This is a genomic window from Clostridium punense (genome assembly GCF_017874425.1).
Taxonomy (GTDB): domain Bacteria; phylum Bacillota; class Clostridia; order Clostridiales; family Clostridiaceae; genus Clostridium_J; species Clostridium_J punense.
Genome location: NZ_JAGGLL010000004.1, coordinates 126871 through 151351 on the forward strand (window position 1 = coordinate 126871; position 24481 = coordinate 151351).

The 24481-nt window shown below is 31.7% G+C and carries 25 protein-coding genes; 21 read left to right on the top strand and 4 right to left on the bottom strand.

Annotation, left to right across the window (positions count from 1 at the left end):
• Window positions 1–15 precede the first annotated feature (15 nt).
• From citD to J2Z44_RS21760, 8 genes are all read left to right on the top strand, one after another.
• Window positions 16–315: a citrate lyase acyl carrier protein gene (citD, locus tag J2Z44_RS03730; RefSeq protein WP_021283434.1), complete on the top strand. Its 300-nt coding sequence runs from the start codon at window positions 16–18 to the stop codon at window positions 313–315.
• Window positions 315–1214: a citrate (pro-3S)-lyase subunit beta gene (gene citE, locus J2Z44_RS03735; protein ID WP_021283435.1), complete on the top strand. Its 900-nt coding sequence runs from the start codon at window positions 315–317 to the stop codon at window positions 1212–1214. Before citD ends, citE begins: the two co-directional genes overlap by 1 nt.
• Complete coding sequence (gene citF, locus J2Z44_RS03740; RefSeq protein ID WP_021283436.1) at window positions 1204–2736, top strand: citrate lyase subunit alpha; 1533 nt, start codon at window positions 1204–1206, stop codon at window positions 2734–2736. The genes citE and citF overlap by 11 nt, the downstream gene beginning before the upstream one ends.
• Before the next feature lie 516 nt (window positions 2737–3252).
• Window positions 3253–4683, top strand: coding sequence for an oxaloacetate decarboxylase subunit alpha (locus tag J2Z44_RS03745; protein ID WP_021283437.1), 1431 nt, complete (start codon window positions 3253–3255; stop codon window positions 4681–4683).
• A 76-nt stretch (window positions 4684–4759) separates the two neighbouring features.
• Window positions 4760–5287: a hypothetical protein gene (locus tag J2Z44_RS03750; protein WP_209649351.1), complete on the top strand. Its 528-nt coding sequence runs from the start codon at window positions 4760–4762 to the stop codon at window positions 5285–5287.
• Between the two features lie 59 nt (window positions 5288–5346).
• Window positions 5347–5733: a biotin/lipoyl-containing protein gene (locus J2Z44_RS03755; protein ID WP_021283439.1), complete on the top strand. Its 387-nt coding sequence runs from the start codon at window positions 5347–5349 to the stop codon at window positions 5731–5733.
• A gap of 57 nt (window positions 5734–5790) precedes the next feature.
• Entirely contained in the window at window positions 5791–6912 is a 1122-nt protein-coding gene (locus tag J2Z44_RS03760) for a sodium ion-translocating decarboxylase subunit beta (RefSeq protein ID WP_209649352.1), read from the top strand.
• Between the two features lie 12 nt (window positions 6913–6924).
• A complete protein-coding gene (locus J2Z44_RS21760) occupies window positions 6925–7059 on the top strand; it encodes an OadG-related small transporter subunit (protein ID WP_021284446.1) in 135 nt (44 codons plus the stop codon).
• Between the two features lie 71 nt (window positions 7060–7130).
• Here the strand turns inward: J2Z44_RS21760 and gap are convergent, their stop codons facing one another.
• Both gap and J2Z44_RS03770 read right to left on the bottom strand, forming a co-directional pair.
• The gene (gene gap / locus J2Z44_RS03765; protein ID WP_209649353.1) at window positions 7131–8177 is read right to left on the bottom strand and encodes a type I glyceraldehyde-3-phosphate dehydrogenase; all 1047 of its coding nucleotides are present in this window, start codon (window positions 8175–8177) and stop codon (window positions 7131–7133) included.
• Between the two features lie 371 nt (window positions 8178–8548).
• Window positions 8549–8896 carry a cupin domain-containing protein gene (locus tag J2Z44_RS03770; RefSeq protein ID WP_021284449.1) on the bottom strand — a complete coding sequence of 116 codons (348 nt, stop codon included), beginning with the start codon at window positions 8894–8896 and terminating at the stop codon, window positions 8549–8551.
• Window positions 8897–9227: 331 nt separating this feature from the next.
• Here J2Z44_RS03770 and J2Z44_RS03775 point away from each other — a divergent pair, with 331 nt between their 5' ends.
• Window positions 9228–10073: a patatin-like phospholipase family protein gene (locus J2Z44_RS03775; protein ID WP_021284450.1), complete on the top strand. Its 846-nt coding sequence runs from the start codon at window positions 9228–9230 to the stop codon at window positions 10071–10073.
• 190 nt (window positions 10074–10263) lie between these two features.
• On the opposite strand, the gene J2Z44_RS03780 is transcribed toward J2Z44_RS03775, so the two are convergent.
• Window positions 10264–10494 (bottom strand): glutaredoxin family protein, encoded by a 231-nt coding sequence (locus J2Z44_RS03780; protein WP_021284451.1) that lies wholly within the window; start codon window positions 10492–10494, stop codon window positions 10264–10266.
• Between the two features lie 300 nt (window positions 10495–10794).
• On the opposite strand from J2Z44_RS03780, the gene J2Z44_RS03785 reads away from it, so the two are divergent.
• From J2Z44_RS03785 to J2Z44_RS03810, 6 genes are all read left to right on the top strand, one after another.
• Complete coding sequence (locus tag J2Z44_RS03785) at window positions 10795–11232, top strand: hypothetical protein (RefSeq protein ID WP_021284452.1); 438 nt, start codon at window positions 10795–10797, stop codon at window positions 11230–11232.
• A gap of 27 nt (window positions 11233–11259) precedes the next feature.
• The gene (locus J2Z44_RS03790; protein WP_021284453.1) at window positions 11260–12678 is read left to right on the top strand and encodes a YfcC family protein; all 1419 of its coding nucleotides are present in this window, start codon (window positions 11260–11262) and stop codon (window positions 12676–12678) included.
• Window positions 12679–12894: 216 nt separating this feature from the next.
• Window positions 12895–13257, top strand: coding sequence for a GntR family transcriptional regulator (locus tag J2Z44_RS03795; RefSeq protein WP_021284454.1), 363 nt, complete (start codon window positions 12895–12897; stop codon window positions 13255–13257).
• A gap of 94 nt (window positions 13258–13351) precedes the next feature.
• Window positions 13352–14047, top strand: coding sequence for an ABC transporter ATP-binding protein (locus J2Z44_RS03800; RefSeq protein ID WP_021284455.1), 696 nt, complete (start codon window positions 13352–13354; stop codon window positions 14045–14047).
• Window positions 14040–14873, top strand: a complete 834-nt coding sequence (locus tag J2Z44_RS03805; protein ID WP_021284456.1) for a hypothetical protein — start codon at window positions 14040–14042, stop codon at window positions 14871–14873. Before J2Z44_RS03800 ends, J2Z44_RS03805 begins: the two co-directional genes overlap by 8 nt.
• A gap of 12 nt (window positions 14874–14885) precedes the next feature.
• Window positions 14886–16082: a hypothetical protein gene (locus J2Z44_RS03810; RefSeq protein ID WP_021284457.1), complete on the top strand. Its 1197-nt coding sequence runs from the start codon at window positions 14886–14888 to the stop codon at window positions 16080–16082.
• Between the two features lie 87 nt (window positions 16083–16169).
• On the opposite strand, the gene J2Z44_RS03815 is transcribed toward J2Z44_RS03810, so the two are convergent.
• Window positions 16170–16931 carry a 3'-5' exonuclease gene (locus tag J2Z44_RS03815; RefSeq protein WP_021284458.1) on the bottom strand — a complete coding sequence of 254 codons (762 nt, stop codon included), beginning with the start codon at window positions 16929–16931 and terminating at the stop codon, window positions 16170–16172.
• A gap of 541 nt (window positions 16932–17472) precedes the next feature.
• Here J2Z44_RS03815 and J2Z44_RS03820 point away from each other — a divergent pair.
• The 6 genes from J2Z44_RS03820 (at window position 17473) to J2Z44_RS03845 (ending at window position 24325) form a co-directional block, all read left to right on the top strand.
• Entirely contained in the window at window positions 17473–18276 is an 804-nt protein-coding gene (locus J2Z44_RS03820) for a hypothetical protein (protein ID WP_021284459.1), read from the top strand.
• A gap of 161 nt (window positions 18277–18437) precedes the next feature.
• Window positions 18438–19556, top strand: coding sequence for an ATP-binding protein (locus tag J2Z44_RS03825; protein WP_021284460.1), 1119 nt, complete (start codon window positions 18438–18440; stop codon window positions 19554–19556).
• A gap of 8 nt (window positions 19557–19564) precedes the next feature.
• Window positions 19565–20920, top strand: a complete 1356-nt coding sequence (locus J2Z44_RS03830) for a vWA domain-containing protein (RefSeq protein ID WP_021284461.1) — start codon at window positions 19565–19567, stop codon at window positions 20918–20920.
• A 160-nt stretch (window positions 20921–21080) separates the two neighbouring features.
• Window positions 21081–22253, top strand: a complete 1173-nt coding sequence (gene alr / locus J2Z44_RS03835) for an alanine racemase (RefSeq protein ID WP_021284462.1) — start codon at window positions 21081–21083, stop codon at window positions 22251–22253.
• Window positions 22254–22273: 20 nt separating this feature from the next.
• Window positions 22274–23461 (top strand): M20 metallopeptidase family protein, encoded by a 1188-nt coding sequence (locus J2Z44_RS03840; protein WP_021284463.1) that lies wholly within the window; start codon window positions 22274–22276, stop codon window positions 23459–23461.
• A 63-nt stretch (window positions 23462–23524) separates the two neighbouring features.
• Complete coding sequence (locus J2Z44_RS03845; RefSeq protein WP_021284464.1) at window positions 23525–24325, top strand: M55 family metallopeptidase; 801 nt, start codon at window positions 23525–23527, stop codon at window positions 24323–24325.
• Window positions 24326–24481: the final 156 nt, after the last annotated feature.

Here is a 24481-nt window from a genome sequence, read left to right on the forward strand (position 1 = left end):
ATAGAGGTGAATTATATGGAAATTATTAAAAGTTCAATGGCTGGAACTGTAGAGTCTAGCGATATTCTTATAATGCTTGAACCAAAAGAAGAAAGCGGAATAGAAATTCAGTTACAAAGTTCTGTGGAAAAACAGTTTGGAAGGCAAATAAAAAAAGTTATTTTAGAAACTTTAGTAAAACTAGGAGTTCAAAATGTAAAAATTATAGCAACAGATAAAGGTGCTTTAGATTGTACAATAAAAGCTAGGGTACAAAGTGCAGTTTTTAGAGCTGCTGGAATCAAGGAAAACTTTGATTGGGAGGTAATTGACTAATGGAACGATTAAGAAGGACTATGATGTTTGTTCCTGGAAGTAATCCAAGTATGATAAAAGAAGCATACATATATGGTGCTGATTCTATAATGTTTGATCTTGAAGATGCTGTGGCAATAACTGAAAAGGATTCTGCTAGATTTTTAGTTTATAATGCTTTGAAAACAGTTGATTACGGCAGTACTGAACTAGTGGTAAGAATTAATGGACTAGACACTCCTTATGGTAAAGATGATATTGAAGCTGTTGTTAGAGCTGGAGTTCATGTAATCAGACTTCCTAAAACGGAGAGAAAAGAAGATATTTTAGAAGTTGAGGCAGTTATTGAAGAAGTTGAAAGAAGAATTGGAAGAGAAGTAGGTTCAACAAAGATGATGGCTGCGATAGAAAGTCCAATTGGGGTTATTAATGCTTATGAGATTGCATCAGCAAGCAAGCGTCTTATAGCTATAGCCCTTGGTGCAGAAGATTATGTTACAAACATGAAAACTAAGAGATATGCAAATGGATTAGAATTACTAGGTGCAAGAACTCAAATAATAATTGCTGCAAGAGCTGCTGGAATTTATGCCATTGATACAGTTTATACAGAGGTTGATAATGAGGAAGGCTTTAAAAATGAAGTAGAACTTATAAAGCAACTTGGTTTTGACGGAAAGTCGGTAATTAATCCAAGACAAATACCTCTAGTAAATCAGGTTTACACCCCATCAGTTGATGAGATTAAAAAATCAATGAATATAATACGAGCTGCCAAGGAAGCTGAAGAAAGGGGATTAGGAGTTATTTCTCTTAATGGAAAAATGATTGATAAGCCTATTGTAGATAGGGCAGAGAGAGTACTTCAATTAGCAAGCGCTGTAGGTTTGTATAAGGAGGAAGCTGAAGATGAAAAATAGTATAGGAAGAGAAATTCCAGATGAGGTTTTAGTAGGAAGAGCAGTTTATCAAGGGGAATTTGCAAAGAATGAAGAACTTGAAACTATTGGCAGAAGAGTAAAACCGGTAAAGCCAGAAGATACAAAATTACTAACTACTATAGAAGAAGCTATTAATAAAGTTGGACTTAAAGATGGTATGACTATTTCTTTCCACCACCATTTTAGAGAAGGAGATTATATCCTAAATATGGTGATTGATACTATATCAAAGTTAGGAATTAAAGGTTTAACACTAGCATCAAGTTCTTTAGGAAGTGTGCATGCACCAATAATTGAACACATCAAAAATGGAGTTATTACAAAAATAACTACTAGTGGACTAAGAGGAAAACTTGCAGAGGAAATATCAAGAGGATTAATGCAGGAGCCTGTTGTAATTAGATCCCATGGAGGAAGAGCAAGGGCTATAGAAGCAGGTGATATAAAAATAGATGTGGCATTTTTAGGTGCACCTTCTTCAGATGAGTATGGAAATGCCAGTGGTTCAAGAGGAAAAGCCAATTGTGGATCACTAGGATACGCAAAAGTAGATGCAAAGTATGCTGATAAGGTAGTTATAATTACGGATTGTCTTGTGGACTTTCCCAACATGCCTGCGAGTATAGAACAAAGAGATGTTGATTATGTAGTTAAAGTTGATGAGATAGGTAACCCTTCCGGTATAGCATCTGGAGCTACAAGATTTACTAAAAACCCAAAAGAGTTACTTATTGCTGAATATGCAAGTAAAGCAATAATTGAGTCAGGTTATTTAAAGGATGGATTCTCCTTTCAAACAGGAACAGGGGGTTCTACTTTAGCAGTTAGTAGATTTCTTAGAAATGAAATGATAAAACAAAATATAAAAGCTAGTTTTTCTCTAGGCGGAATAACTAAGCCTATGGTTGAAATGCACGAAGAGGGATTGATTAAGAATATATTCGATGTACAGGGCTTTGATTTAAGCGCCGTAGATTCTATAAGTAAAAATACTATGCATCATGAAATAGACGCATCCTTTTATGCAAATCCTCACAATAAAGGATGTATTGCCAATAATTTAGATGTAGTTGTATTATCAGCTTTAGAAATAGATACAGACTTTAACGTAAATGTTTTAACAGGCTCTGATGGAGTTTTAAGAGGAGCTTCTGGTGGCCACTGTGATACTGCGGCTAGCGCGAAATTAACCATGATAGTTGGACCGCTTATCAGAGGAAGAATACCAACTGTAGTTGATTCAGTAAATACTGTGATAACTCCAGGAGACAGTATTGATTTGCTTGTTACAGAACTTGGGATGGCAATTAACCCAAAGCGAACTGATTTAATAGAGCAATTCAAAAATAGTAGTATACCAGTATATACGATTGAAGAGTTAAAGAATAAAGCAGAATCCATTGTAGGTACTCCCGATAAAATTCACTATGAAAAGGAAGTAGTTGCAATAGTTGAGTATAGAGATGGCACTGTTATAGATGTTGTAAGAAAACTGAAATAAAAGTGTGATAGGTTTTACAAGGTGAGTGACCATTAAAAATAGAATTAATAGATTAAAGGGATATTTTAAAAAGATATGAAGAATTAATATCTGAAAAGGTTTATAGTAAATACATTTAGTTTAAGAATTTAAAATTTAAAATTCTAGACCTTCTAAAACTTACTTGCAAACTTAATTTTAGAAGAGTTAAAAGTTATAAATAAAGCCTCCCGAAAATATATGTGCATAACATCTTTTTAAAATTATAAAAGCTCTCAGTAAATCATATTCTTTTTTTAATGGGTCACCGACCTTATTAAGGAGCTGGCTAAAGGGAAGGAAATGGTTTTCTCAAGTTAGTGTGTTAAATAAGTATTATTAATAAAAAAGTAACTAATCTATAGTAGATGCACAATGAGAAGTTATTAAAAATACTTTGAATGTTGCATTATATATTACTGTGGTTAGTAGGAATATTGGAATTTAAATTAGAGTTGGAGTATGATAAAGAAATTCTATGTTAGGAAGTGATATATAGTGAACCCAATAAAAATTACTGAAACAGCTTTAAGAGATGGACATCAATCTCTTATTGCAACTAGACTTACTACAGAAGAAATACTACCTATTTTAGAAAAGATGGACAAGGTTGGATACTATGCCTTAGAAGTTTGGGGAGGTGCAACCTTCGATGCATGTCTTCGTTTTCTAAATGAAGATCCTTGGGAAAGACTAAGATTAATTAGGAAGACAGTAAAAAATACTAAACTTCAAATGTTGTTAAGAGGGCAAAATCTATTAGGTTATAAACATTACTCAGATGATGTTGTAGAAGCATTTATTAAAAAATCTGTGGAAAATGGGATAGATATTATTAGGGTTTTTGATGCTTTAAATGATTTGAGGAATCTAGAAACTTCTATAAAAGTAATAAAAGAAGCTGGTGCCCATTGTCAATGTGCTATAAGCTATACAACAAGTAAAGTGCATAATCTAGATTATTACATAAAACTATCAAAAGATATGGAGGAGCTAGGAGCTGATTCCATTTGTATAAAGGATATGGCGGGAATATTGACTCCGAATTCAGCTTACGAACTAGTGTCAAGACTTAAGGTAGCGCTAAATATTCCAATAGAGCTTCATACTCATTGTACTAGTGGAATTGCATCAATGACATATTTAAAGGCTGTTGATGCAGGAGTAGACATTATAGATACAGCTATTTCTCCTTTTTCTGAAGGTACTTCCCAGCCAGCAACAGAATCTATGGTAGTCACTTTAAAAGAAGGACATAGAGCTCCTAACTTAGATGTGAATTTATTATGTGAAATTGCTGATTACTTTAAACCAATCAGAGAAAAGTATAGAGAAAATGGAATACTAAACCCAAAGGTTATGGATGTAGAACCAAACACTTTAACGTATCAAGTACCTGGAGGAATGTTATCAAATCTTCTTTCTCAGCTAAAAACTCAAGGTGCTAGTGATAAGTATGAAGAAGTTCTTAAAGAAATACCAAGAGTAAGAGAAGATTTAGGATTTCCACCTTTAGTTACTCCTCTAAGTCAAATGGTTGGAACTCAAGCTGTATTTAACATTTTAGCAGGAGAAAGGTATAAGATGGTACCTAAGGAAATCAAAGAATATGTTAAGGGTTTATATGGAGCTTCACCAGCACCAATTAATTATGAAATAAGGGAAAAAATTATCGGTAATGATGAAGTTATAACTGTAAGGCCTGCTGATTTATTACAGCCTGAATTAGAGAAGTATAAAGAGGAAATAGGAGAACTAGCATCATCTTTAGAAGATGTACTATCCTATGCGTTATTTCCACAAGTTGCAAAAAAGTTTTTCGAAAATAGATTGCAAAGTACAGTAGTAGCCGCTGAAATAGAGAAGAACTCTGAAACAAAACTAGATACAAAGGAAGAAGAGATACATTATATTACTGTAACTATGTAAAACTTATTATCTAATGATAATTTGAAAGATGTTAATCAGCATTAGTGTACTCATTATTTAAAGGCGGTGAAATACCATGGGAGACTCTATATTTTCAAGAGTTTTGAAGTTTCTTTTCAATAAAAGTGAAAAATTAGAAGAAGCCAAAGAAGAAAATTTTATTGAGCAAGTTACAAATAAAAATAGCTATGTTAATAGTGAAATAGATAGTGATGATAAATTAGTGGTAGCTTTAGCTGCATCAATTATGGCGGGAAAAGACAAGCCAAATTCTCACTTTCATATTTCAAAAATAACTAGGATAGATAACACCTATGAAAATGCTTATTTTAATCGAGACAGTTATGAAATTGAAGAAGAGGAAAAATTAGTAGTAGCCTTAGCTGCATCAATTATGGCAGGAAAAGACAAGCCAAATTCTCACTTTCACATTTCAAAAATAACTAGAGTAAATAATAGTTATGAGAATCCTTCTCTTAAGGGAGTTAACTATGAGGTTGAAGAAGAGGAAAAATTAGTAGTAGCCTTAGCTGCATCAATTATGGCGGGAAAGGACAAGCCAAATTCTCATTTTCATATATCAAAAATAACTAAAGTAAGTTAATTAACTATCTGTAAAAATAAACTCTACAAGAGTAGTGAAAAAGGAAGGTATTAAGTGCAATGAAAAAATATGTTATAAAATTAAATGGCAAGGTTTATGAAGTAGAAATGGAAGAAGTTACAGGAGAAACAAGTGCTGTTTATGAGAAAATAAGTAATGTTCCTGTAAACAACCCACAACAAACTCCTTCACAAAATAATGGGACACAAAACTGCGCTCCAACAAGTGCTGAAGGTGAGATTTTAGAAGCTCCTATGCCAGGAAGCATTGTTAATATTGCTACAAAAGTTGGAGATTTTGTGAAAAAAGGTCAATTGTTAGTTGTATTAGAGGCAATGAAGATGGAAAATGAAATAGTTTCTCCTAAGGATGGCATAGTAACATCAATTGCTGTTACTAAAGGACAAAGCGTCAATGCAGGAGATGTTCTTGTTAGAATTAAATAACATACTTTCTAAAAGCAAATTAATTATATATAAAACTAAATCAGGAGGCAACTTTCTATGGATTTTTTATTAAGAGGTATTACTTCCATAACAATTCAACAAGTAATAATGTGGATTATTGGATCAGTACTTATTTATCTAGCTGTGAAAAAAGATTTTGAACCAGCACTATTATTACCAATAGGTTTTGGGGCAATTCTTGTAAATATTCCTTTCTCAGGAGCAGTAACACAAATTATTGGTGGACATGAAGAAATAGGAATAATAGATAACCTATTTAGTATGGGAATTGCTAATGAGTTATTTCCACTAGTTTTATTTATTGGTATAGGTGCCATGATTGACTTTGGACCCTTACTAACAAACCCTAAGATGCTACTTTTCGGAGCAGCAGCACAATTTGGTATATTCTTTACAATAAGTGCGGCGGCTTTACTAGGCTTTGACCTAAAGGATGCAGCTTCAATTGGAATCATAGGAGCAGCAGATGGGCCTACGTCAATATTCGTAGCAAACTTTTTTAATAGTAAATACATAGGGCCAATAACAGTTGCAGCATACACATATATGTCTTTAGTACCAATAATACAGCCAATAGCAATTAAAATGGTAACAACAAAGAAAGAAAGACAAATAAGAATGAAGTATAACCCTGCAGCAGTTTCAAAAACAACAAAAATACTATTCCCTGTAGTGGTTACAATTATTGCAGGATTAATTGCTCCAACAGCAGTATCCCTAGTAGGATTCTTAATGTTTGGAAACTTAATCAGAGAGTGTGGAGTATTAGAAAGATTATCACAAACTGCTCAAAACGAATTAGCAAACCTAGTAACACTATTATTAGGTATCACTATTGCATCTAAAATGAGAGCAGAATATTTTGTAACCCTTGAAACACTTACAATAATAGGATTAGGACTAGTAGCCTTTATCTTTGATACAATTGGAGGAGTACTATTTGCAAAATTCCTTAACTTATTCTCAAAGGAAAAAATCAATCCAATGGTAGGAGCAGCAGGAATATCAGCATTCCCAATGTCAGCTAGAGTAATTCAGAAGATGGCACAAAAGGAAGATAACCAAAACTTCTTACTTATGCATGCGGTATCAGCAAACGTAGCAGGACAGATAGCATCAGTTATTGCCGGCGGACTTATAATTTTTCTACTTGGATAGGAGGAATTAAATATGAGTGAAAATATAAAAGTTTTTTTAGAAACACTTCCAGTGATGGCTAAAGGTATGGCAGGAATCTTTGTAGTTATGTTTATTATTTTTCTTTCAATAAAATTGCTAAATTCAACTTTTAAAGTGAAAGAGTAAAATAAATGTTATGTAGCTTATAATAAAATCACGGAGAGTTAATAATATTATATTAACTCTCCGTGATTTTATTATATTGCAATTTTTTCATTGTATTTTTGAGACATTCTCATTTCTGAAGCTATATAGCTTGCTAAATCTACAACTCTGCAAGCATATCCCCATTCGTTATCATACCAAGAAACTACTTTAATCATGTTGCCGTCCATAACCATAGTTGATAGGGCATCGATAATAGATGACCTCTCATCACCTCTATAGTCGATTGAAACAAGAGGTTCTTCAGAATAACCAAGAATTCCTTTCATTTCACCTTCAGCAGCTTTCTTTAAGGCCTTATTAACTTCTTCAACTGTAACATTTCTTGAAACTTCACAAACTAAATCAGTCATTGAAACCGTTGGAGTAGGTATCCTTACAGAGAAACCATTTAGTTTACCGTTTAAATTAGGAAGAACTTTACCTACTGCTTTTGCAGCACCTGTAGTTGTAGGGATTATAGATTCTGCAGCAGCCCTTCCTCTCCTTAAATCTTTATGATTTTTATCAAGAAGTTGTTGATCGTTTGTATAAGAATGTATAGTTGTCATTAATCCTTTTACTATACCAAATTCTTTGTCTAAAACCTTTGCAAAAGGAGCTAAGCAATTTGTAGTACAAGAAGCATTAGAGATAATTGTATGCTTATCTAAATCTATTTTTTCTTCGTTTACTCCCATCACAACAGTTATATCTTCATCTTTACCAGGACAAGTTAAAATTACCTTCTTTGCGCCTGCCTTAACATGCTTCATAAGGCTTTCTTTATCTTTAAATACTCCTGTGGAGTCGATTACAATATCTATACCAAGAGCTTTCCAGGGCAAGTTTTCTGGATCTCTTTCTCTGCAAATTTTTATTGTTTTTCCATTTATAGTTATAGAATCTTCTGTAGTAGTTATATCACCTTTAAAGGTTCCGTAGCAAGAATCGTATTTAAAAAGATGAGCTAAAGTTTCACTTTCTGCTCTAGCATTAATTGCAACAATTTCTATGTCATCCCCAAGTTTTTCTTGAGAAATTCTTAAAACAGAACGTCCAATTCTTCCGAAACCATTAATAGCAACCTTAGTACACATAAATTTTCCTCCCAAAACTTTTAAATTAATATATGTATTTAAATATCATGTTATTATATAAATTAATGCATCACATAAAGAGTAAACTAATTTATGTGATACACTATTTATATCATTAATACATATATATGTCAACATTATGCAATATGTGCTCATTAGTTCTTAGAGTTTATTATGAAAGAATATATAATTCTTACTAGGTTTTTCTCTTAAATTCGCCTTTACATACATAAATATGAAATTGATTTGAAAAAATTGAAGCTAAGTTTTAACTAATAGGTATTGTGATAAAAATAAAGTGATACACTAGTTTAGTTAATTAGTGTATCACTTTATTTTAGTAGTGTTAGAACGTAATTATAAATTGGTGCTTATCCGTTATGAGCTTCAAATCCTGCACCAACTTTAGTAACTTGTACTGCAACCATTTCAGATACTGTTCCATTGATTATTTCATGCCACTCTCCAGCAGGAACAAAGATAGAGGATCCCACTTCAATATCAAAAGCACTTTCTCCAACCATCATCCTACCTTCACCTTTAAGAATAAAAAATATTTGTTCTCCACTTGGGTGTCTATGTCTACTTAGGATTTGATTAGGTTTAAAGAAGTAAACCTCTGAAGTAATGTCACTACCTGCAAATACAGGGACTTTTGGGACTGCTTTATCGCCATATTGGTTTAAGCTTCCATTTAATAAGTTTTTTATGGTTTCCATAAGTTTAACCCTCCTTAAGTTTTTCTAAATTTAGTATTAGCTTAAAATAGAAAAAAATTCTCTGTAAGTACTCTATGTGGTTGGGTTAGTAAAGTATTGCATAAAGGTAAATAGATATTCAAGGATGTGAAAGTAAAACAAATATAAATAACTAATTCATATTTAATTTATAATTTTTAGTATTAAATTTATAGACAACCTTTTTCGTATAAACTCAATTTGTATTCCTTAGCAAAATAAATATTTCATAAATATAATATGCTAAACTAAAAAAATAAAAAACAAGTGATATAATAGATAGTATAGAATTTATCTCAGTGGAGGAATTAAAATGGGAAAAGTAGGTCTTGTCCTTGAGGTCGGCGGCATGAGAGGGTTATATACCTGTGGAGTTTTAGAATTATTTTTGGAAAAAGAATTATATTTTAACTATATAATTGGAGTATCTGCAGGAGCGTGTAATGCTGTTTCTTACATATCAAAACAAAAGGGTAGAAATGAAAAAGTAAACATTGAATTTGCTAATCATTGGAAGTATGCAAGTTTTAGGAATCTTTTAAGAGAGAAGTCTTATTTTGGTATGAATTTCATTTTTGATGAAATCCCCAATAAATATGTGGCTTTTGATTATAATACTTTTAATAAATCTCCTAGTAGATTTTTAATTGGGGCAACAGATTGCAATACTGGGAAACCTGTATACCTAAACAAGGAAGATGTAACTGAGGGATTTCATGCACTAAGAGCTACTGCTTCACTACCACTTATTTCGCCAGTAGTAAGGTTTAAAGGGTATGAACTTTTAGATGGTGGTATATCAGATTCCATACCAATAAAAAAATCTATTGAGGATGGTAATGAAAAAAATATTATTATTTTAACAAGAAATAAAGAATACAGAAAAAGTCCGATGAAATTTGAAAAAATAGTAAAGCTTAAATATAAACAGTATCCATTGTTAGTGGATACCATTATAAACAGGTATAAAAATTATAATGAAACTTTAGACTTTATTGAAGAGTTAGAGAAACAGGGGAAGGCTATAGTTATAAGACCATCTCAGGAAGTCACTGTTGGAAGAATAGAAAAAAATAAAGAAAAACTTTATAGTTTGTTTCGCAATGGTCGGTTAGATGCTGAAAATCTATATAATAAAATACATGAATTTATTAATTAGAGTTTGAATTTAATAATATTAACATTTAGTATGGAAGACACAATAAAATAAAAACTCATAAAAAACTCATAGGAAATTTTTCCTATGAGTTTTTGTTTTGCTAGTAAATAAGAAATGTTAGCTGTGAGATAGGATTCAGTGGGGTGTAAATTAAATCATTAAATGCATATAACATTTTAAAATAACCTAATTACAGTCCTAGGATAGAGCAAATTCTTTCTCTATCAAATCCAAGAATTTCCTCACCATTTATCACTAGTAAAGGTACTGACATATAACCCTTTCTCATAAGCGTCTTTCTAGCATTTAAATCTCTAGAAATATTATATTCTAAGTAGTCAATATTGTTTGACTGTAAAAAATCCTTAGCTTGATGGCAGTAACCACAAGTATCACTAGTATAAATTTCAACTTTATTCATAAATGAAACCTCCTTTTAAATAGCAAACTAAATCTATTAAGTACCCATTATTTATCTTATGATTTATTAATATTAATTTATGATTTATTTATATGTATTTCCATGACTTTGTATAAAGAATTATTTTTGTTATATAAAAATATAAATCTCTTGTAAAAAAGCTCCTTATTTATACTATACAATAAATAGTATTTTGACACTTAATGCGAACAATATATCCTAATTTTATAATTTATTTATGAGAATAATACTAATAATTTAGTGAGAAGATAAATTTATAGACTTAAAGGAGGAAGAACTATGGAAATCGTAAGTTATTTTAGTGGGATAAAAAATGCAAATAGAGCTGTAGAAGAATTAAAAGAAAATGGATATGCTAATGCATACTCCGACTTAAATACCCATGATATACTTAACTATACTAGGGGTGGAAATGAAGGTGGTGCAGTAAACTCTCCAAATATATCTAGCTTAGTATTAACATCTTCAAATACACTGTACACTACAGAACAAGGACCATTAGCAGCAGCAAGTCCAATGGCTAGTGGAATGGGAGGCTTTGAGGAAATTGCAGATGTAAACTACAAAGTAGTTGTGAGTGCTAATGAAAAAGATAGAGAAAAAGTAAATTCTATAATAAAGAATCTGGGTGGAGAGTTAGAAAATCCGAATTTTAAACTTCCTGAAGGCTTAGAAAACATCTCCTTTGAAGAGGTTATAGAAGGTCTAACTCCTTAAGGAGAATATAAGGAGGAAAATATAAAGATGAAAAAGAATTTTAAAATGCCTAGTGCTTATACTATACTTTTTTCTATTATTATAGTGGTAGCTATGCTTACATGGATAATACCAGCAGGCCAGTATAGTTATGTAGACCCAAGTGCCTTAAAAAAGACACCAATTCCTGAAACCTACCATCTAGTGGAGCAAAATCCTCAAGGAATTACGGATGTGTTAATGGCTCCGGTTAGTGGGTTTTATGAAGCTATAGAAGTAGCTTTATTTATAATCATAATTGGAGGATTCTTAGGGGTGGTTATGAATACAGGAGCTATAGATGCTGGAATTGCTACAGTAATTACAAGACTAAAAGGCAGAGAGCGTTTGATGATTCCCATATTAATGATAGTATTTTCCTTAGGAGGAACCTCCTTTGGTATGGCAGAAGAAACCTTAGCCTTTTATCCCTTAATAGTACCAGTATTTATTGCAGCAGGTTATGATGCTCTTACCGCTGTATCTGTAATACTTTTAGGAGCAGGCTGTGGAGTACTAGGCTCAACGGTAAATCCCTTTGCCACAGGGATAGCTTCAGGCTTTGCAGGAACTTCTATAGGGGAAGGGATAGGGCTTAGATTACTGATTTTGGTAGTATTAGAAGCTGCAGCAATTATTTACACTATGAGATATGCTGAAAAGATTAAAAGGAAGCCATCAGAATCAATAATTTACGAACTGAAACAAGATAATGAAGCTCACTTTCTACACTCTAAAGATGAGAGTGGATTTCCAGAGTTAACTGGAAAAAGAAAGTTAGCTCTAATATTATTTATATTAACCTTCATTACTATGGTCTTTGGAGTAATCCCATTCTCAGATATGAATATTACATTAATTCCAACTTTAGGTTGGTGGTTCGGTGAATTAACAACTTTATTTTTGGTTTTTGCAATAATAATTGGATTAGTTTATGGCATGAAGGAGCAACAGCTTGTTTCAGCCTTTGTTAATGGAGCTAAGGATTTGTTAGGAGTTGCTCTTATAATTGGTCTTTCTCGAGGAATTACAATAATAATGAATGCTGGTATTATAACTGATACAATTTTAAATTATGGAGAAAATCTACTTAAAGGGTTAGGATCTGTAGGTTTTGTAATTCTAACCTATTTATTTTATATGCCTTTATCATTTTTAATACCTTCAACCTCTGGCCTCGCAACTTTAACAATGCCAATTATGGCACCACTAGGAGATTTTGCTGGTGTAACTAGAGCTATAGTTATCACAGCCTACCAATCAGCTTCAGGGCTCATTAATTTAATAACTCCCACTTCTGCAGTGGTTATGGGGGGGCTAGCAATCGCTAGGGTACCTTATGGTAAATGGATAAAGTATTCATTAAAATTTATGATTATAGCTTTTATACTTGTATTATTAGTCTTAGTCTTAGGAATATATTTTTAGGAACCAAAGGGCTCATAAGCTGCTAACTGAACCTCCTTGGTTCCTTTTTAAAAATGATAAGTTAAACTGATTAATTTGTGTATTGACGCATAAGTGTATTAATGCTATCATACACTTATAATAGAAAAATAAAAGCACTCAAATAAATTTTTTTGTCTTTAGTGTATTAGGTGCTTAATACATCAAAACTCACTATAGTAGGAAATGAGGTGTAATATGATAATTAATTTTGACTCTAAGGAACCTATATATTTTCAGATAATAACGTACTTTAAACAGCAAATGGTATTAGGTAAGTTAGGTCTGGGAGAAGAGGTACCATCAAGGCGGGAACTAGCAACTATGTTGAAAGTTAATGCTAATACGGTGCAAAGAGCCTATAAAGAAATGGAGGATATGGGGATGATTCAAACTGTTAGAAACTTTCCAAGTACAATTACTACAGATGAAATTATAGTACAGCATATTAGAAAAGAGCTTATCGAAGATGCGGTTGGTAAATTTATAAAGGCTATGGAAGATATTAATGTAACTCCAGCTGAAATAATGAAAATATTAGGTGACAAGCTGGTAAAATAATTTAAGGTCTTGGAATTCTATAAAAAGAAATTGGCTAAATGTTTTATAACTTTAGTGTATGAATGAATTAATACGTTAAGAGGGGATGAGTAAAATGATAGAGGTTAAAAATGTAGTGAAAAAATATAGAAAAATTATTGCTTTAGATGAAGCTACATTTACTGCAAAGGAAGGAAGAGTAACTGCTTTATTGGGTATAAATGGAGTGGGAAAGTCTACGGCTTTAAAAGCTATTATGGGTTTAATACCAATAAACAGTGGAGAAATTCTTATAGATGGTGAGCCAATAAATTATGAGGTTTACAATAAAATTGCTATGGTTCCAGATGTAAATACAATTTTTCCACACATGACCATAGAAGAAGCTTTTAATTTTATGAGCATCTACTATAAAAACTGGGATAATGAAAAAGCAAATAAAATGTTGGAATTTTTCAAACTAACTAAGGATAAAAAAATCAATGAACTATCAAAAGGAAATAAAGCAAGAGTAAAGCTTATATTAGGCTTTGGACAAAAGTCAAAATATTTGCTTCTTGATGAGCCTTTCTCTGGTATAGATATTTTTACTAGAGAGGACTTTATAGGTGCTATGAGTGGAGAATTCATTGAAGAAGGACAAGGGTTAATCATCACTACTCATGAAATTGGAGAAATTGAAAACTTAGCAGAAGATGTGGTACTGCTTGAAGAAGGAAAAGTTATTAAACAATTTTCTGCTGAGGAATGTAGGGAATATTATGGCAAATCCATCATGGATATGATGAGGGAGGTTTACAGGAATGCGTAAGTTCATATATTTAGTGAACACTGAACTAAACAGGGTGTTGAAATTTTTCATTCCAACTTTGATAGTTTATGTAGCTTTGCAAATTATACAGATTTTAATAAAGATTAGTGGAGTAATGAGGAATATCAGAGAAAATGCATATTCAAATAAAGTTGTTGGAGACATGATGAATTATGAAGATGCTATAAAAAGTATAGGGAAAGCTTATAATGTGCACAGTTTTTTAGATGCTGATAGCATTATTATCATGGGCTTCTTACTTATTATTGGACTTATTTTAATATATAGTATTTTTATATGGTATAGAGAATGGTTTGGAAACAATAGAACGATTTATACTCTTTTAATGATACCTATGGAAAGAATGAAAATATACTATGCTAAACTTCTTTCAATTATTTTACTTATAGGAACTGCCCTTGGCACTTTAATAATTTCTTTCTTTATAAACTATATGATTATGTTATGGAGAGTTCCAAAAGATTTAATTGAAGAAGCTGCCTTTTCTAAACTATTTCAAAATTATATTCTAAGTACCATTGTACCAGTAGATTACAGAGATTTTCTTCTTTACATTGTTATAGGATTAGGCTTGCTTACGGGCATATTCTTAATGGTTTTATTAGAGAGAAGTTATAGATTTAAGGGACTATTTGCAGGAATAACTCTTATAGGTATATACCTGTTTACGTATTTACTTATATTTGAGTCTGGTTTCTTTTTCATTAAAGAAGCTTTGATTGTTTCCCTTGCTTGGGGTATTTTGAATTTTATGGGTCATGTTTCTTGGTCTAAAAGGTTAATTACCAAGAAAATTTCAGTATAGGAGGAGTTAGATATGAAAAAAAATCCTTTTTATGCACTACTTATATTTAGTTTATTAACAGTGGCTGGATACAGAATTTCAACAAATATAATGACAAATAATATTGATAAAAAAGAGTTTAAACTGGTTGATGAGGTTGGAGACATAGGTCAATTAGGCACTATGGAGGTTAATATGGAGGCAAGAGGTGCTACAAAGTATGATATAAACTATATTAACTTAAATCCAAATAGTGAGGATATTAAAATAAATAAAAATTATGATATATCTAGAAATAGAGTAATTATAAATAAAGAGCATAAAAACTTTTTTAGGGGAAAAGATGTTTGGGAAATAAATAACAAAGGAGAAAAGAACTATGCCGAAAATGAGAATTTTGTTATAATTCTTAGTAGAGAACTTAAGAATGGAACTGATGATTATGTCTTACACTTAAAAGATAAGAATACAAATAAAACTAATAACATAAAGTTGGAAACTGATGGACAAACAAAGAATACTATGGGACTTAGTAGCATAAGACTTGTGGAGGGTAAAGCTGTAATTTTAATGACAAATACCACCTATGACAATAATGGGGAAGAAAGTAATTTGCTTGTATATGATATAAATCTAGTAAATAAGCAACAAAGTCATGGACTTGTGAAGCTTAGTGAAACTAGAAATATCAGACAAACAATTTGTGGTTATTTATTAGAAAATGATAGACTTATTATGGCAATGTATCCTCAGGGAGCTAAAGGGGATAACTTATCAGAGGAAGAAGTTAAAAAGTATGCTAAGGAAAAATTATGGGTATATGATTTAAAAACCAAAGAGGTTACTAAAAAGGCTGTGGATACCACTGTAAGCTTTGAAGGAACTAGGTTAATAAGTAGTGGAGACTATATTTATTTGGTAGATGGGGAGTTTGGAAAACTCACTAAATTCTATAAAAACAACTTAGACTTTGTTCAATCAACAGATGTGAAGTTTATTGATGAAAATGATAAGGTTAGAAGTGGTAATGCTATAAGGCTTCAACATGCAGTAATAGAAAATGGTAAGCTATATAGTGCTTATGAGGTTAATGATGCAAAGGGACCCAAAATGATAGTTTCAGTAGTTGATTTAGAAAAGGGTACAGTTTTATACAAGGGTAAAGTAGGTACAGGGGATTTTAATAACTTTATTTTTACCAATGTTGAATCTATTAGATTTCAAGAATAATGTTTTAAGCTTGTTCAATATGAAATTTGTTATATGAGCTGTAAACTAGAAATATGAATATAAAGAAAAAGTTGAAACTTAAAAGCTTCAACTTTTCTTTTTTTGGACCTGAAATTGGTTAGTATTTCCCATGTTATAGGCTAGCTTAATCATTGATTGTTCCTCTTTGGTGAGTTCACGATTGAACATCTTTTCAAATTGTTTAAGCAATTTATTAGTATCTAGCTTAGTACGTTGAACTTCTTCCCTAGCTGATTTAGTTTTATTTAAATTATAGGTCTTAGGTTGATATTCTTTTTTGTAAATCTTTTTGAATACCTCTGCAGTGTAATAGGCATCATTAAAAGCATTATGAAATTCCTCTTTTATAGGAATATTCAAAAGTTCAACGGCTTTACTAAGACCAATGTTTGTACCTTTCGGGTAATTAAAATACTTAGAGGCATAGTGTTGTATATCAATGTATTGCTTTGAAATATCACTGTGATCTAGGTTATGATATTTAAAATTTCTAAATAACTCTTTGATGTCAGAAGCACCCCATACACATAATATGTTATCACCCTTCATGAAATCATATAAACTTAAATATAATTCTTTAAAATTATTTTCAGTACTTAATAATTCTGATGTAAGACCAGTTATCTCTTGTATATAGGGCTTAATATCAGTGTAGGCTTCGGGTTTAATTAATTTATCAAAGGTAGCTATGGTATTAAAATCACTATCCAATTTTAATCCACCAATTTGAATTATTTCAAAAGGAAACCTTTTATTTATTTTATTTTGTTCTTCATCCTGCGATTTAGAGGGGTGGTTAAATTCCAAATCAAATATTATATAGCTCATAGTAACCCTCCTTATATGATATATTTTCATGGAATATTAGCTTTATTAAAAATCAATAATTTCAATAAGCAAATAAATAATAAAATTAAAGGCGTTATTAATGATTATTATATACTTATTTATACCTACAGGTTCTATATTAAATTAAATTTGTTTATTTATTATTATAATATTTATTTGTAACCTTAATTATCAGTATAAACACATAAGTAATATTATAACTTATTTTATATATCATAGAAAAGCATTAATAAAACCATGAACATATAATTTGTTGCAAATAAAGTTGATAAAACCATTAAGTCAACCTTTTATATGCTGGTAATATTGGGGTTCAAGTATAATTTGAAAGAGGATATTTATACAACCTCTTATAAACTAAGTTTGACTAAAACTGTGATAATTATTAAAGTATCATAATTTTTATATTAATTAAAAATGAGCAAACTAACTTGTTGGTTATAATTAAAAGCTTTATAATTAAATGGTAAGAATAATTATTATTAACTACTTAATATAATTAAAAATGAGGTGTGGACTTATGACAGAGGATAAGTTGATTGAGATAATAGAAACCAACCCCATTATCATAAAAAGTTTGCAGAGTCCTAGTGAAAAGGTAAAGCTAGCAGCAGTTAAAAGAGATGGGACTATGATAAGGTATATTGAAAACCCTACTGAGGAAATGAAAGAGGTAGCCATAAAAAGTAGCATTAGAGCTATTGAATTTATACAAAACCCTAGCTATGAGATGAAAAAATATGCAGTAACCCAGGCTTGGAATACTCTACAGTACTTTAAAGATCCCTCTGAGGACTTGATAAAAATTGCCTTAGAGCAAAAGGGATGGGCAATAAGATATGCTATAAACCCAACTTTGGAACTTCAAAAATTGGCTATTGAAAAGGATTATGACTCTATAAAATATATAAAAAGTCCAGCAGAAGAACTACAGTTACTTGCCATAACCATAAATTATGAAGCTTTAAGATATATAGACAAACCAACTTTGAATGCAGAAATTCTTGCTGTGAAAGAAAATGAGGCGGCTATTAAGTTTATAACAAATCTAGATGAGAATAAAAAAATACTACTGCTAAAAGCTAATCCACTAGTGATGAAGTATTTTAATAATGACATTTCTAAGGAAAAAGTAGAAGCTGCATTAAAGGAAGTACTATCTAGTGAAAAGGTCTGTGAAAAGTATGTTAGAGCCTATATCAATTGTAAAAGTATTAGCGAAAACCAAGGCAATATTTCTATGGATAAGGTTCTTTTTATTTATAAATTTGGAAGCAGAGAGGCAAAAAAAATTACTGTAGATGAAAAGTTAACAGTACATTAAAAGGAAGTAATTCCATTATGTTAACTATTATATAGGACCAATTAATTTTATAAAAACCTAGTAATAGTTAAAACGTTGAGAGATAACCATGGTACCATGAAAGTAACAAAAAGAGGAAGGAAGTGAAGCTTTAAGGGGGAATACCTGCTTAAAGAAACCATATGAACTTTAATGATACATTAGTTAGTGCAGAACTTATTATAGAAACCAAGGATGTGCCTTTGATAGTTGGGGAAAGCGGAATTGGCAAAACCGCCCTGGCTAAAGAACTTGCAAAGAAACACGAGTGGAGTTTAGTTGTAATAGATGGGAATTTACTTAAAGAGGGTGAAATTGGTGGACTTCCAACTATAGAGGATTATACTGTTAAGAATGCAGAAGGAATCCTTATAAACAAAAAAAGAACAGTTTATGCTGTTCATACAAAACTTCAAGAAATTGAGGAGCTTATAAAAAAAGAAAAAGAAGTTTTATTATTCATTGATGAGATTAATCGTTGTGAGCATACAGTGCAGCAGGAGCTGATGAATCTTATATTAAATAGAGAAATTAATGGCTATGAATTGAGTCCTAGAGTAAAAATTTTAGCTGCAATGAATCCTTCTAGTAAATATGGCGACGACTTTGATTATCAAGTAGTGGATATGGATTCTGCTCAAGAGAATAGATTTGTTTGGCTTTATATGGACAGTGATGTTAAGACCTGGCTTCAATGGGCAGTTGAAAGTGGCCTAGAAGAAAAAGTTATAGAGTTTATAGCTACTTTTCCTGAATACCTCCATAGCACAGAAAAGGGAACTAATACTAAGGCTACCCCAAGAAGTTATGAGAGAGTATCAAAGGTTTTTAAACTATATATGGAAAATGAAAATAATATACCTAAGAGAATATTGCTAAATATTGTTGCAGGAAATGTGGGCAATAAAATAGCTCAAGAATTTATTTCTTTTATTGATTCCAACAATAAGCCTTTAATTGCATTTGAAGAAGTTTTTAGCAACGAAGAAATATCAAAGGAATTAGAATTAAGAATAAAAGAAGAAAGTCACACTAGATTATATTTAACGGCTAAAAATCTTCTTCATATTTTAGAAAAGGAATCCCTGATTGAAGTTTATATAGAAAGGCTAATTGATTTTTTAAAGCTTTATCCTATAGATTTAAGACTTGCATTAATGCAAGATATGAAATTGAGCTATAATAATGTTTATAATTTATCCCTAGAGAAGGAAGAGTTTATAAATATGTATTTTGCAGCCTATGACGAGATTAAAGGTTAGGTGGACTAATGGGAAGTAATTTTCAGATTTTAAGAGAAGAACTTTATGAAGTTATTTCAGAGGTACAGACCTTAGAAGAAATCCCTATGGATTTTCAAGGCAGATTCTTAAGTCTTATTAATATGGTTAGCTTTATGTTAATGGAAGACAGGGAAAACTTTTATGGTCATTTTCTTCTTCAAATGACCAGAGAAATAAAATATGATATAGCATCTCCTACTTCTGTTACCTTTAAAGGAGCGAAGTATGTCATTGCTTTTAACCCTTTTATATACCTAAGTCTTACCATGGAGCAGATGTTAAGCACCATAAAACATGAAATTCACCATGTGATAGCCCTGCACCTAATTCGAGCAAAGGGTTTAAAAGGAACTTATAGTAATTTAGTAATCAACATGGCAATGGATATTGTAGCAAATCAATATTTAAATTACTTGCCACCATATGCCACTACCATAGAGTGGGTGAATTCTCATTATAAATTGAATTTAAAACCTTATAATCCCTTGGAGTACTATGCTGAGAGAATTCAGAGAGAATTGAATCTTGAGGAGGACAGTGAAACAGAGGAGAGGGAGGAAAGTGGCATTGAAAAGGAGTATGACTTAGCTAAAACTCATGATCAGTGGAGAGAAATTAAGGACATAGATGATAAAACACTTCAAGAGTTTACAGAAAAATTTGCAAGTGAGGCAATAAAAGGGACTATACCAGTGTATTTAAGCTCAATGCTTGAAGATTTAAATAGGGAAAAGGGAGAAATACCCTGGAATATATATTTAAAAAAACTTATAGGAACTTTAGAAAGCAAAAAGAAGAAAACTATTACTAGAAGAAATAGGCGTCAGCCTAATAGGTTAGATTTAAGAGGGGAACTTAGAAGTCATGTAGCCCAAATAACTGTAGCGATTGACATAAGCGGAAGTATTAGTGATGAAGAATTTAATCAAGCTATGAAGGAAGTATTAAATATAGTTAAAAACTACAATCATGAAATTACCATTGTAGAATGTGATACTGAAATTAGAAGAGTATATAAGGTAAAAGGAATTAAGGACTTAAAGGAGAGAATAATTACAGGGGGAGGAACAAAGTTTACACCGGTTTTTAAGTATATCAACAGTACAGATGCCAACATTTTAATATATTTTACGGATGGTAAGGGGGAAGAAAAATTAAGCATAATGCCATCAGGGTATACAACTCTTTGGCTTATTTCAGGGAGAGGAGATAAGCTTTCTTTAAAAGAACCCTTTGGTATTATAAAGAAATTAAAGCCTGTGCAAATAAATACTGATACAATAGACTTGTTGGATATAAAAAATGAAGGTTGGTCTATGAATAGTCAGCAACCAATGATTTAAGGAAGGGAAACCTTCCTTTTTCTTTTTTAAATATTATATATTAGCACTTAAGTTAATATAATTAAACTAAAGGTGTTTATTATAATTACATTAACTTAGAGACTAAGACATCTTCAATGAATAAAACCTTGGTTTTATAGTAAAAGGCAGGGGATTTTTAGTGTTAAAAAAGAATGTACCTACAAGATTTAGAGATACTTGGGTAGAAATAAATTTGGATAATTTAATTTGGAATTTTAACCAAGCTAAAAAAATTGTATCTAAGGAAACTAAAATAGCTGCAGTATTAAAGGCCAATGCCTATGGACATGGAGCTATAGGTGTTGCAAAAGTACTTATAGAAAGTGGGGTAGATTATTTAGCTGTAGCATGTTTATCAGAAGCCTTAGAACTTAGAAGAGTATTTAAAGAAGTACCGATACTTGTAATGGGATATACTGCAGATGAATATCTTTCTATAGCTGTGGAAAATAAAATCACTTTAACTATTTTTAGTATTTCTCAAGGAGAAAAAATATCTAACATAGCATCAGCTCTAGGTGTAATTGCAAAGGTACATGTAAAAATTGATACAGGATTTAATCGATTAGGGTTAAAATGGAGTGAAAATTTAAAGTATGCTATTCAAACTATTTATAATATGAAAAATTTATATGTTGAAGGCATATTTACTCATTTAGCTTTAGTAAATAGAATGGAGGATGAAAAGCAATATAGGTTATTTCAAAAGGTAATTAAAGAATTAGAAGAACAAAGTATCAGTATACCAGTAAAACACATTTGCGATAGTATAGGCATGGTAAGATACCCTGAATATCATATGGATATGATAAGACTTGGAGCTTTTTTGTACGGAATGAGGCCAACAGGAGTTACAGATGAAGCTGTTGACTTAAGAATTGCATTAACTTTTAAAACAAAAGTAGCCCATATAAAGAATATAGAAAAGGGCGAGGGGGTTGGTTATGACTTTTCGTTTATTGCGGAAAAAAAATCTAAGATTGCCACCTTGCCTGTAGGTTATGCAGATGGGTATATGAGATGCCTTTCAAATAGTGGTGAGGTTATGATAGGTGGAGAAAAAGCTAAGGCCATAGGGAAGATATGTATGGATCAAACTATGATAGATTTAACTCATGTTGAAGGTGTAAATGTAGGAGACGAGGTAATTCTTCTAGGAGGGCAGGGGAGAAATTCTATTGACATTATAGAAGTTGCTGAAAAATGCAACACCAATAGAAATGAGATTTTAAGTGTAATAAGTAGAAGGGTTCCAAGAGTATATATAAAAGATGGAAACATCTCTCACATAGTAGATTATGTATTAGACTAAATAAATTTAGGGGGCATGGAATGAGAATCGATGACTTAAGAAATGAAATAATTAATATGAAGGATTGGCTTGTTTCCATAAGAAGGGACTTACACATGTATCCCGAGCTGGGGTTAGAAGAAAATAGAACTAGTACTATGATAAAAAAATACTTAGATGATATGAATATTGAATATGAGACCTATGAAGGTCAAACCTCCGTGGTAGGAATTATTCGTGGAAGGTTTCCAGGAAAAACTATTGCTATAAGAGCTGACATGGATGCGCTTCCCATATTAGAAAAGAATGATGTAGTTTATAAATCTAAAAATCATGGAGTTATGCATGCCTGTGGTCATGATGCCCATACCACTATACTACTAGGTGCAGGGAAAATTTTAAGTAGTATTAAACAGGAGCTCCATGGGAACATAAAGCTACTGTTTCAGCCAGCAGAAGAAACTGTTGGAGGAGCAGACAGAATGGTTAAAGCTGGATGTATGGAAAATCCAAAAGTTGACTATGTAATTGGACTTCATGTAATGCCAAATCATCCATGCGGAATTATAGAAACCAAGTATGGGCCTCTAAATGGTGCAAGTGATGGAATAAGTATAGCTATAAAAGGCAGGCAAGCCCATGGAGCATATCCTGATTTAGGTGTTGATGCCATAGCAATTGCAGGTCAGGTAATTACAGCACTTCAGAATATTGTGAGTCGCAATGTGTCTCCATTAGATTCAGCAGTATTAACCTTAGGTACTATAAAAGGTGGGGTAAAAGGAAATGTAATTGCTGATGAAGTGCATATTACAGGAACCTTAAGAACTATTAGCCCTAATACGCGAATTAGAGTAAAAGAGAGAATTAAAGCTATAGTTAAAAATGTTGCCGAGTCTTTTGGCGGAGAAGGTAAAGTGGAAATTGAAGAGGGCTATGCAGCACTAATTAATTCTGAAGAGGTTGTGGAGGAAATAATTAATACTATCAAAGAGAATTTTGGGGAGGAGGCATTAGTAATTAAGGAAATGCCAAGTCTAGGAGTAGAGGATTTTTCTTATTTTATTGATGCAGCAAAAGGAGCTTTTTACCATTTAGGCTGCGGAAATGCAGAAAAGAATATTACCGCACCTCTTCATAATGAATGCTTTGATATTGATGAGGATTGTCTTCCACTAGGAGTTCTCACTCATACTTTAATAGCTCTTAGGCTTCTAGAGAAGAAATGATTTTAGGTTTAATGTATATTCAAAGGATTTAAAGAATTAAAAAGTTCTATGGGAGGGATAGTTATGAAGGTATTTATTAGCGCAGACATTGAAGGAACCGCTGGAGTTGTAAATTGGGATGAAACAGAAATTGATAAGGAATTCAGTAAATATTTTTGCGAACAAATGACTAGGGAAGTTAATGCAGCTTGTGAGGGTGCTATAGAAGGTGGAGTAGATGAAATTTTTATAAAAGATGCTCATGGGCCAGCAAGAAATATTAATCCATTAAAACTGCCAGAAAATATTAAAATTATGCGAGGGTGGGCAAGAAATCCACTGATTATGATGGCCGGGTTAGATGAATCTTTTCAAGGTGTAATTTTTACTGGCTATCATTCAGCTGCCGGAGAAAATGGTAATCCCCTATCACACACCTTAAACGGAAGTATTCAACACATGCGTATCAATGGAGAAGTGGCTAGTGAGTTTTTAATAAATGCTTATACAGCTGCTTACTTTAAAGTTCCAGTATTATTTTTAAGTGGGGATAAGAAACTTTGTGAATCAGTAAAAAAACTAAATGAAAATATTAGAACTGTGGCTGTGAGTGAGGGAATTGGGCAAGGATCTATTTCAATTCACCCAAATCTAGCAGTAAAAAGAATTAAAGAAGAAGTAAGTGAAGTATTTAAAGGTGATTTAACAAAAAATATTATAGAGCTTCCTAAGGAATTTAAAGTGGAAGTTAAGTTTAAGGATCATTTTACAGCATATAAAGGTGGTTTCTATCCTGGAGCAAGGCATATTGATGCAAAAACTATTGGTTATGAAGCAAAAGATTATATGGATGTTTTAAAATTTATATTTTTTGCAGTTAACTAATAGAAAATGGTAATTTATTGACGAAATAAGAAGTGAAAGCCAAAAGGTAGAAGTTACGGAAAAAGATCAAGGAATTATTTATAACTAATCCGCTATTCATGATTATTGACTGTAATTATAGGAAAACTTCAACTATACTTTTTAACCATGCTGCCT

What these genes read in the sequence shown, in the direction of transcription:
- J2Z44_RS03795 (WP_021284454.1), top strand. Translation starts at nt 12,895, where the DNA reads ATGATAATTAATTTTGACTCTAAGGAACCTATATATTTTCAGATAATA.
- J2Z44_RS03780 (WP_021284451.1), bottom strand. Translation starts at nt 10,494, where the DNA reads ATGAATAAAGTTGAAATTTATACTAGTGATACTTGTGGTTACTGCCAT.
- citE (WP_021283435.1), top strand. Translation starts at nt 315, where the DNA reads ATGGAACGATTAAGAAGGACTATGATGTTTGTTCCTGGAAGTAATCCA.
- J2Z44_RS03800 (WP_021284455.1), top strand. Translation starts at nt 13,352, where the DNA reads ATGATAGAGGTTAAAAATGTAGTGAAAAAATATAGAAAAATTATTGCT.
- J2Z44_RS03845 (WP_021284464.1), top strand. Translation starts at nt 23,525, where the DNA reads ATGAAGGTATTTATTAGCGCAGACATTGAAGGAACCGCTGGAGTTGTA.
- J2Z44_RS03805 (WP_021284456.1), top strand. Translation starts at nt 14,040, where the DNA reads ATGCGTAAGTTCATATATTTAGTGAACACTGAACTAAACAGGGTGTTG.
- J2Z44_RS03820 (WP_021284459.1), top strand. Translation starts at nt 17,473, where the DNA reads ATGACAGAGGATAAGTTGATTGAGATAATAGAAACCAACCCCATTATC.
- J2Z44_RS03770 (WP_021284449.1), bottom strand. Translation starts at nt 8,896, where the DNA reads ATGGAAACCATAAAAAACTTATTAAATGGAAGCTTAAACCAATATGGC.
- J2Z44_RS03840 (WP_021284463.1), top strand. Translation starts at nt 22,274, where the DNA reads ATGAGAATCGATGACTTAAGAAATGAAATAATTAATATGAAGGATTGG.
- J2Z44_RS03810 (WP_021284457.1), top strand. Translation starts at nt 14,886, where the DNA reads ATGAAAAAAAATCCTTTTTATGCACTACTTATATTTAGTTTATTAACA.
- gap (WP_209649353.1), bottom strand. Translation starts at nt 8,177, where the DNA reads ATGTGTACTAAGGTTGCTATTAATGGTTTCGGAAGAATTGGACGTTCT.
- J2Z44_RS03825 (WP_021284460.1), top strand. Translation starts at nt 18,438, where the DNA reads ATGAACTTTAATGATACATTAGTTAGTGCAGAACTTATTATAGAAACC.
- J2Z44_RS03750 (WP_209649351.1), top strand. Translation starts at nt 4,760, where the DNA reads ATGGGAGACTCTATATTTTCAAGAGTTTTGAAGTTTCTTTTCAATAAA.
- citD (WP_021283434.1), top strand. Translation starts at nt 16, where the DNA reads ATGGAAATTATTAAAAGTTCAATGGCTGGAACTGTAGAGTCTAGCGAT.
- J2Z44_RS21760 (WP_021284446.1), top strand. Translation starts at nt 6,925, where the DNA reads ATGAGTGAAAATATAAAAGTTTTTTTAGAAACACTTCCAGTGATGGCT.
- citF (WP_021283436.1), top strand. Translation starts at nt 1,204, where the DNA reads ATGAAAAATAGTATAGGAAGAGAAATTCCAGATGAGGTTTTAGTAGGA.
- J2Z44_RS03790 (WP_021284453.1), top strand. Translation starts at nt 11,260, where the DNA reads ATGAAAAAGAATTTTAAAATGCCTAGTGCTTATACTATACTTTTTTCT.
- J2Z44_RS03760 (WP_209649352.1), top strand. Translation starts at nt 5,791, where the DNA reads ATGGATTTTTTATTAAGAGGTATTACTTCCATAACAATTCAACAAGTA.
- J2Z44_RS03775 (WP_021284450.1), top strand. Translation starts at nt 9,228, where the DNA reads ATGGGAAAAGTAGGTCTTGTCCTTGAGGTCGGCGGCATGAGAGGGTTA.
- J2Z44_RS03815 (WP_021284458.1), bottom strand. Translation starts at nt 16,931, where the DNA reads ATGAGCTATATAATATTTGATTTGGAATTTAACCACCCCTCTAAATCG.
- J2Z44_RS03830 (WP_021284461.1), top strand. Translation starts at nt 19,565, where the DNA reads ATGGGAAGTAATTTTCAGATTTTAAGAGAAGAACTTTATGAAGTTATT.
- J2Z44_RS03785 (WP_021284452.1), top strand. Translation starts at nt 10,795, where the DNA reads ATGGAAATCGTAAGTTATTTTAGTGGGATAAAAAATGCAAATAGAGCT.
- J2Z44_RS03755 (WP_021283439.1), top strand. Translation starts at nt 5,347, where the DNA reads ATGAAAAAATATGTTATAAAATTAAATGGCAAGGTTTATGAAGTAGAA.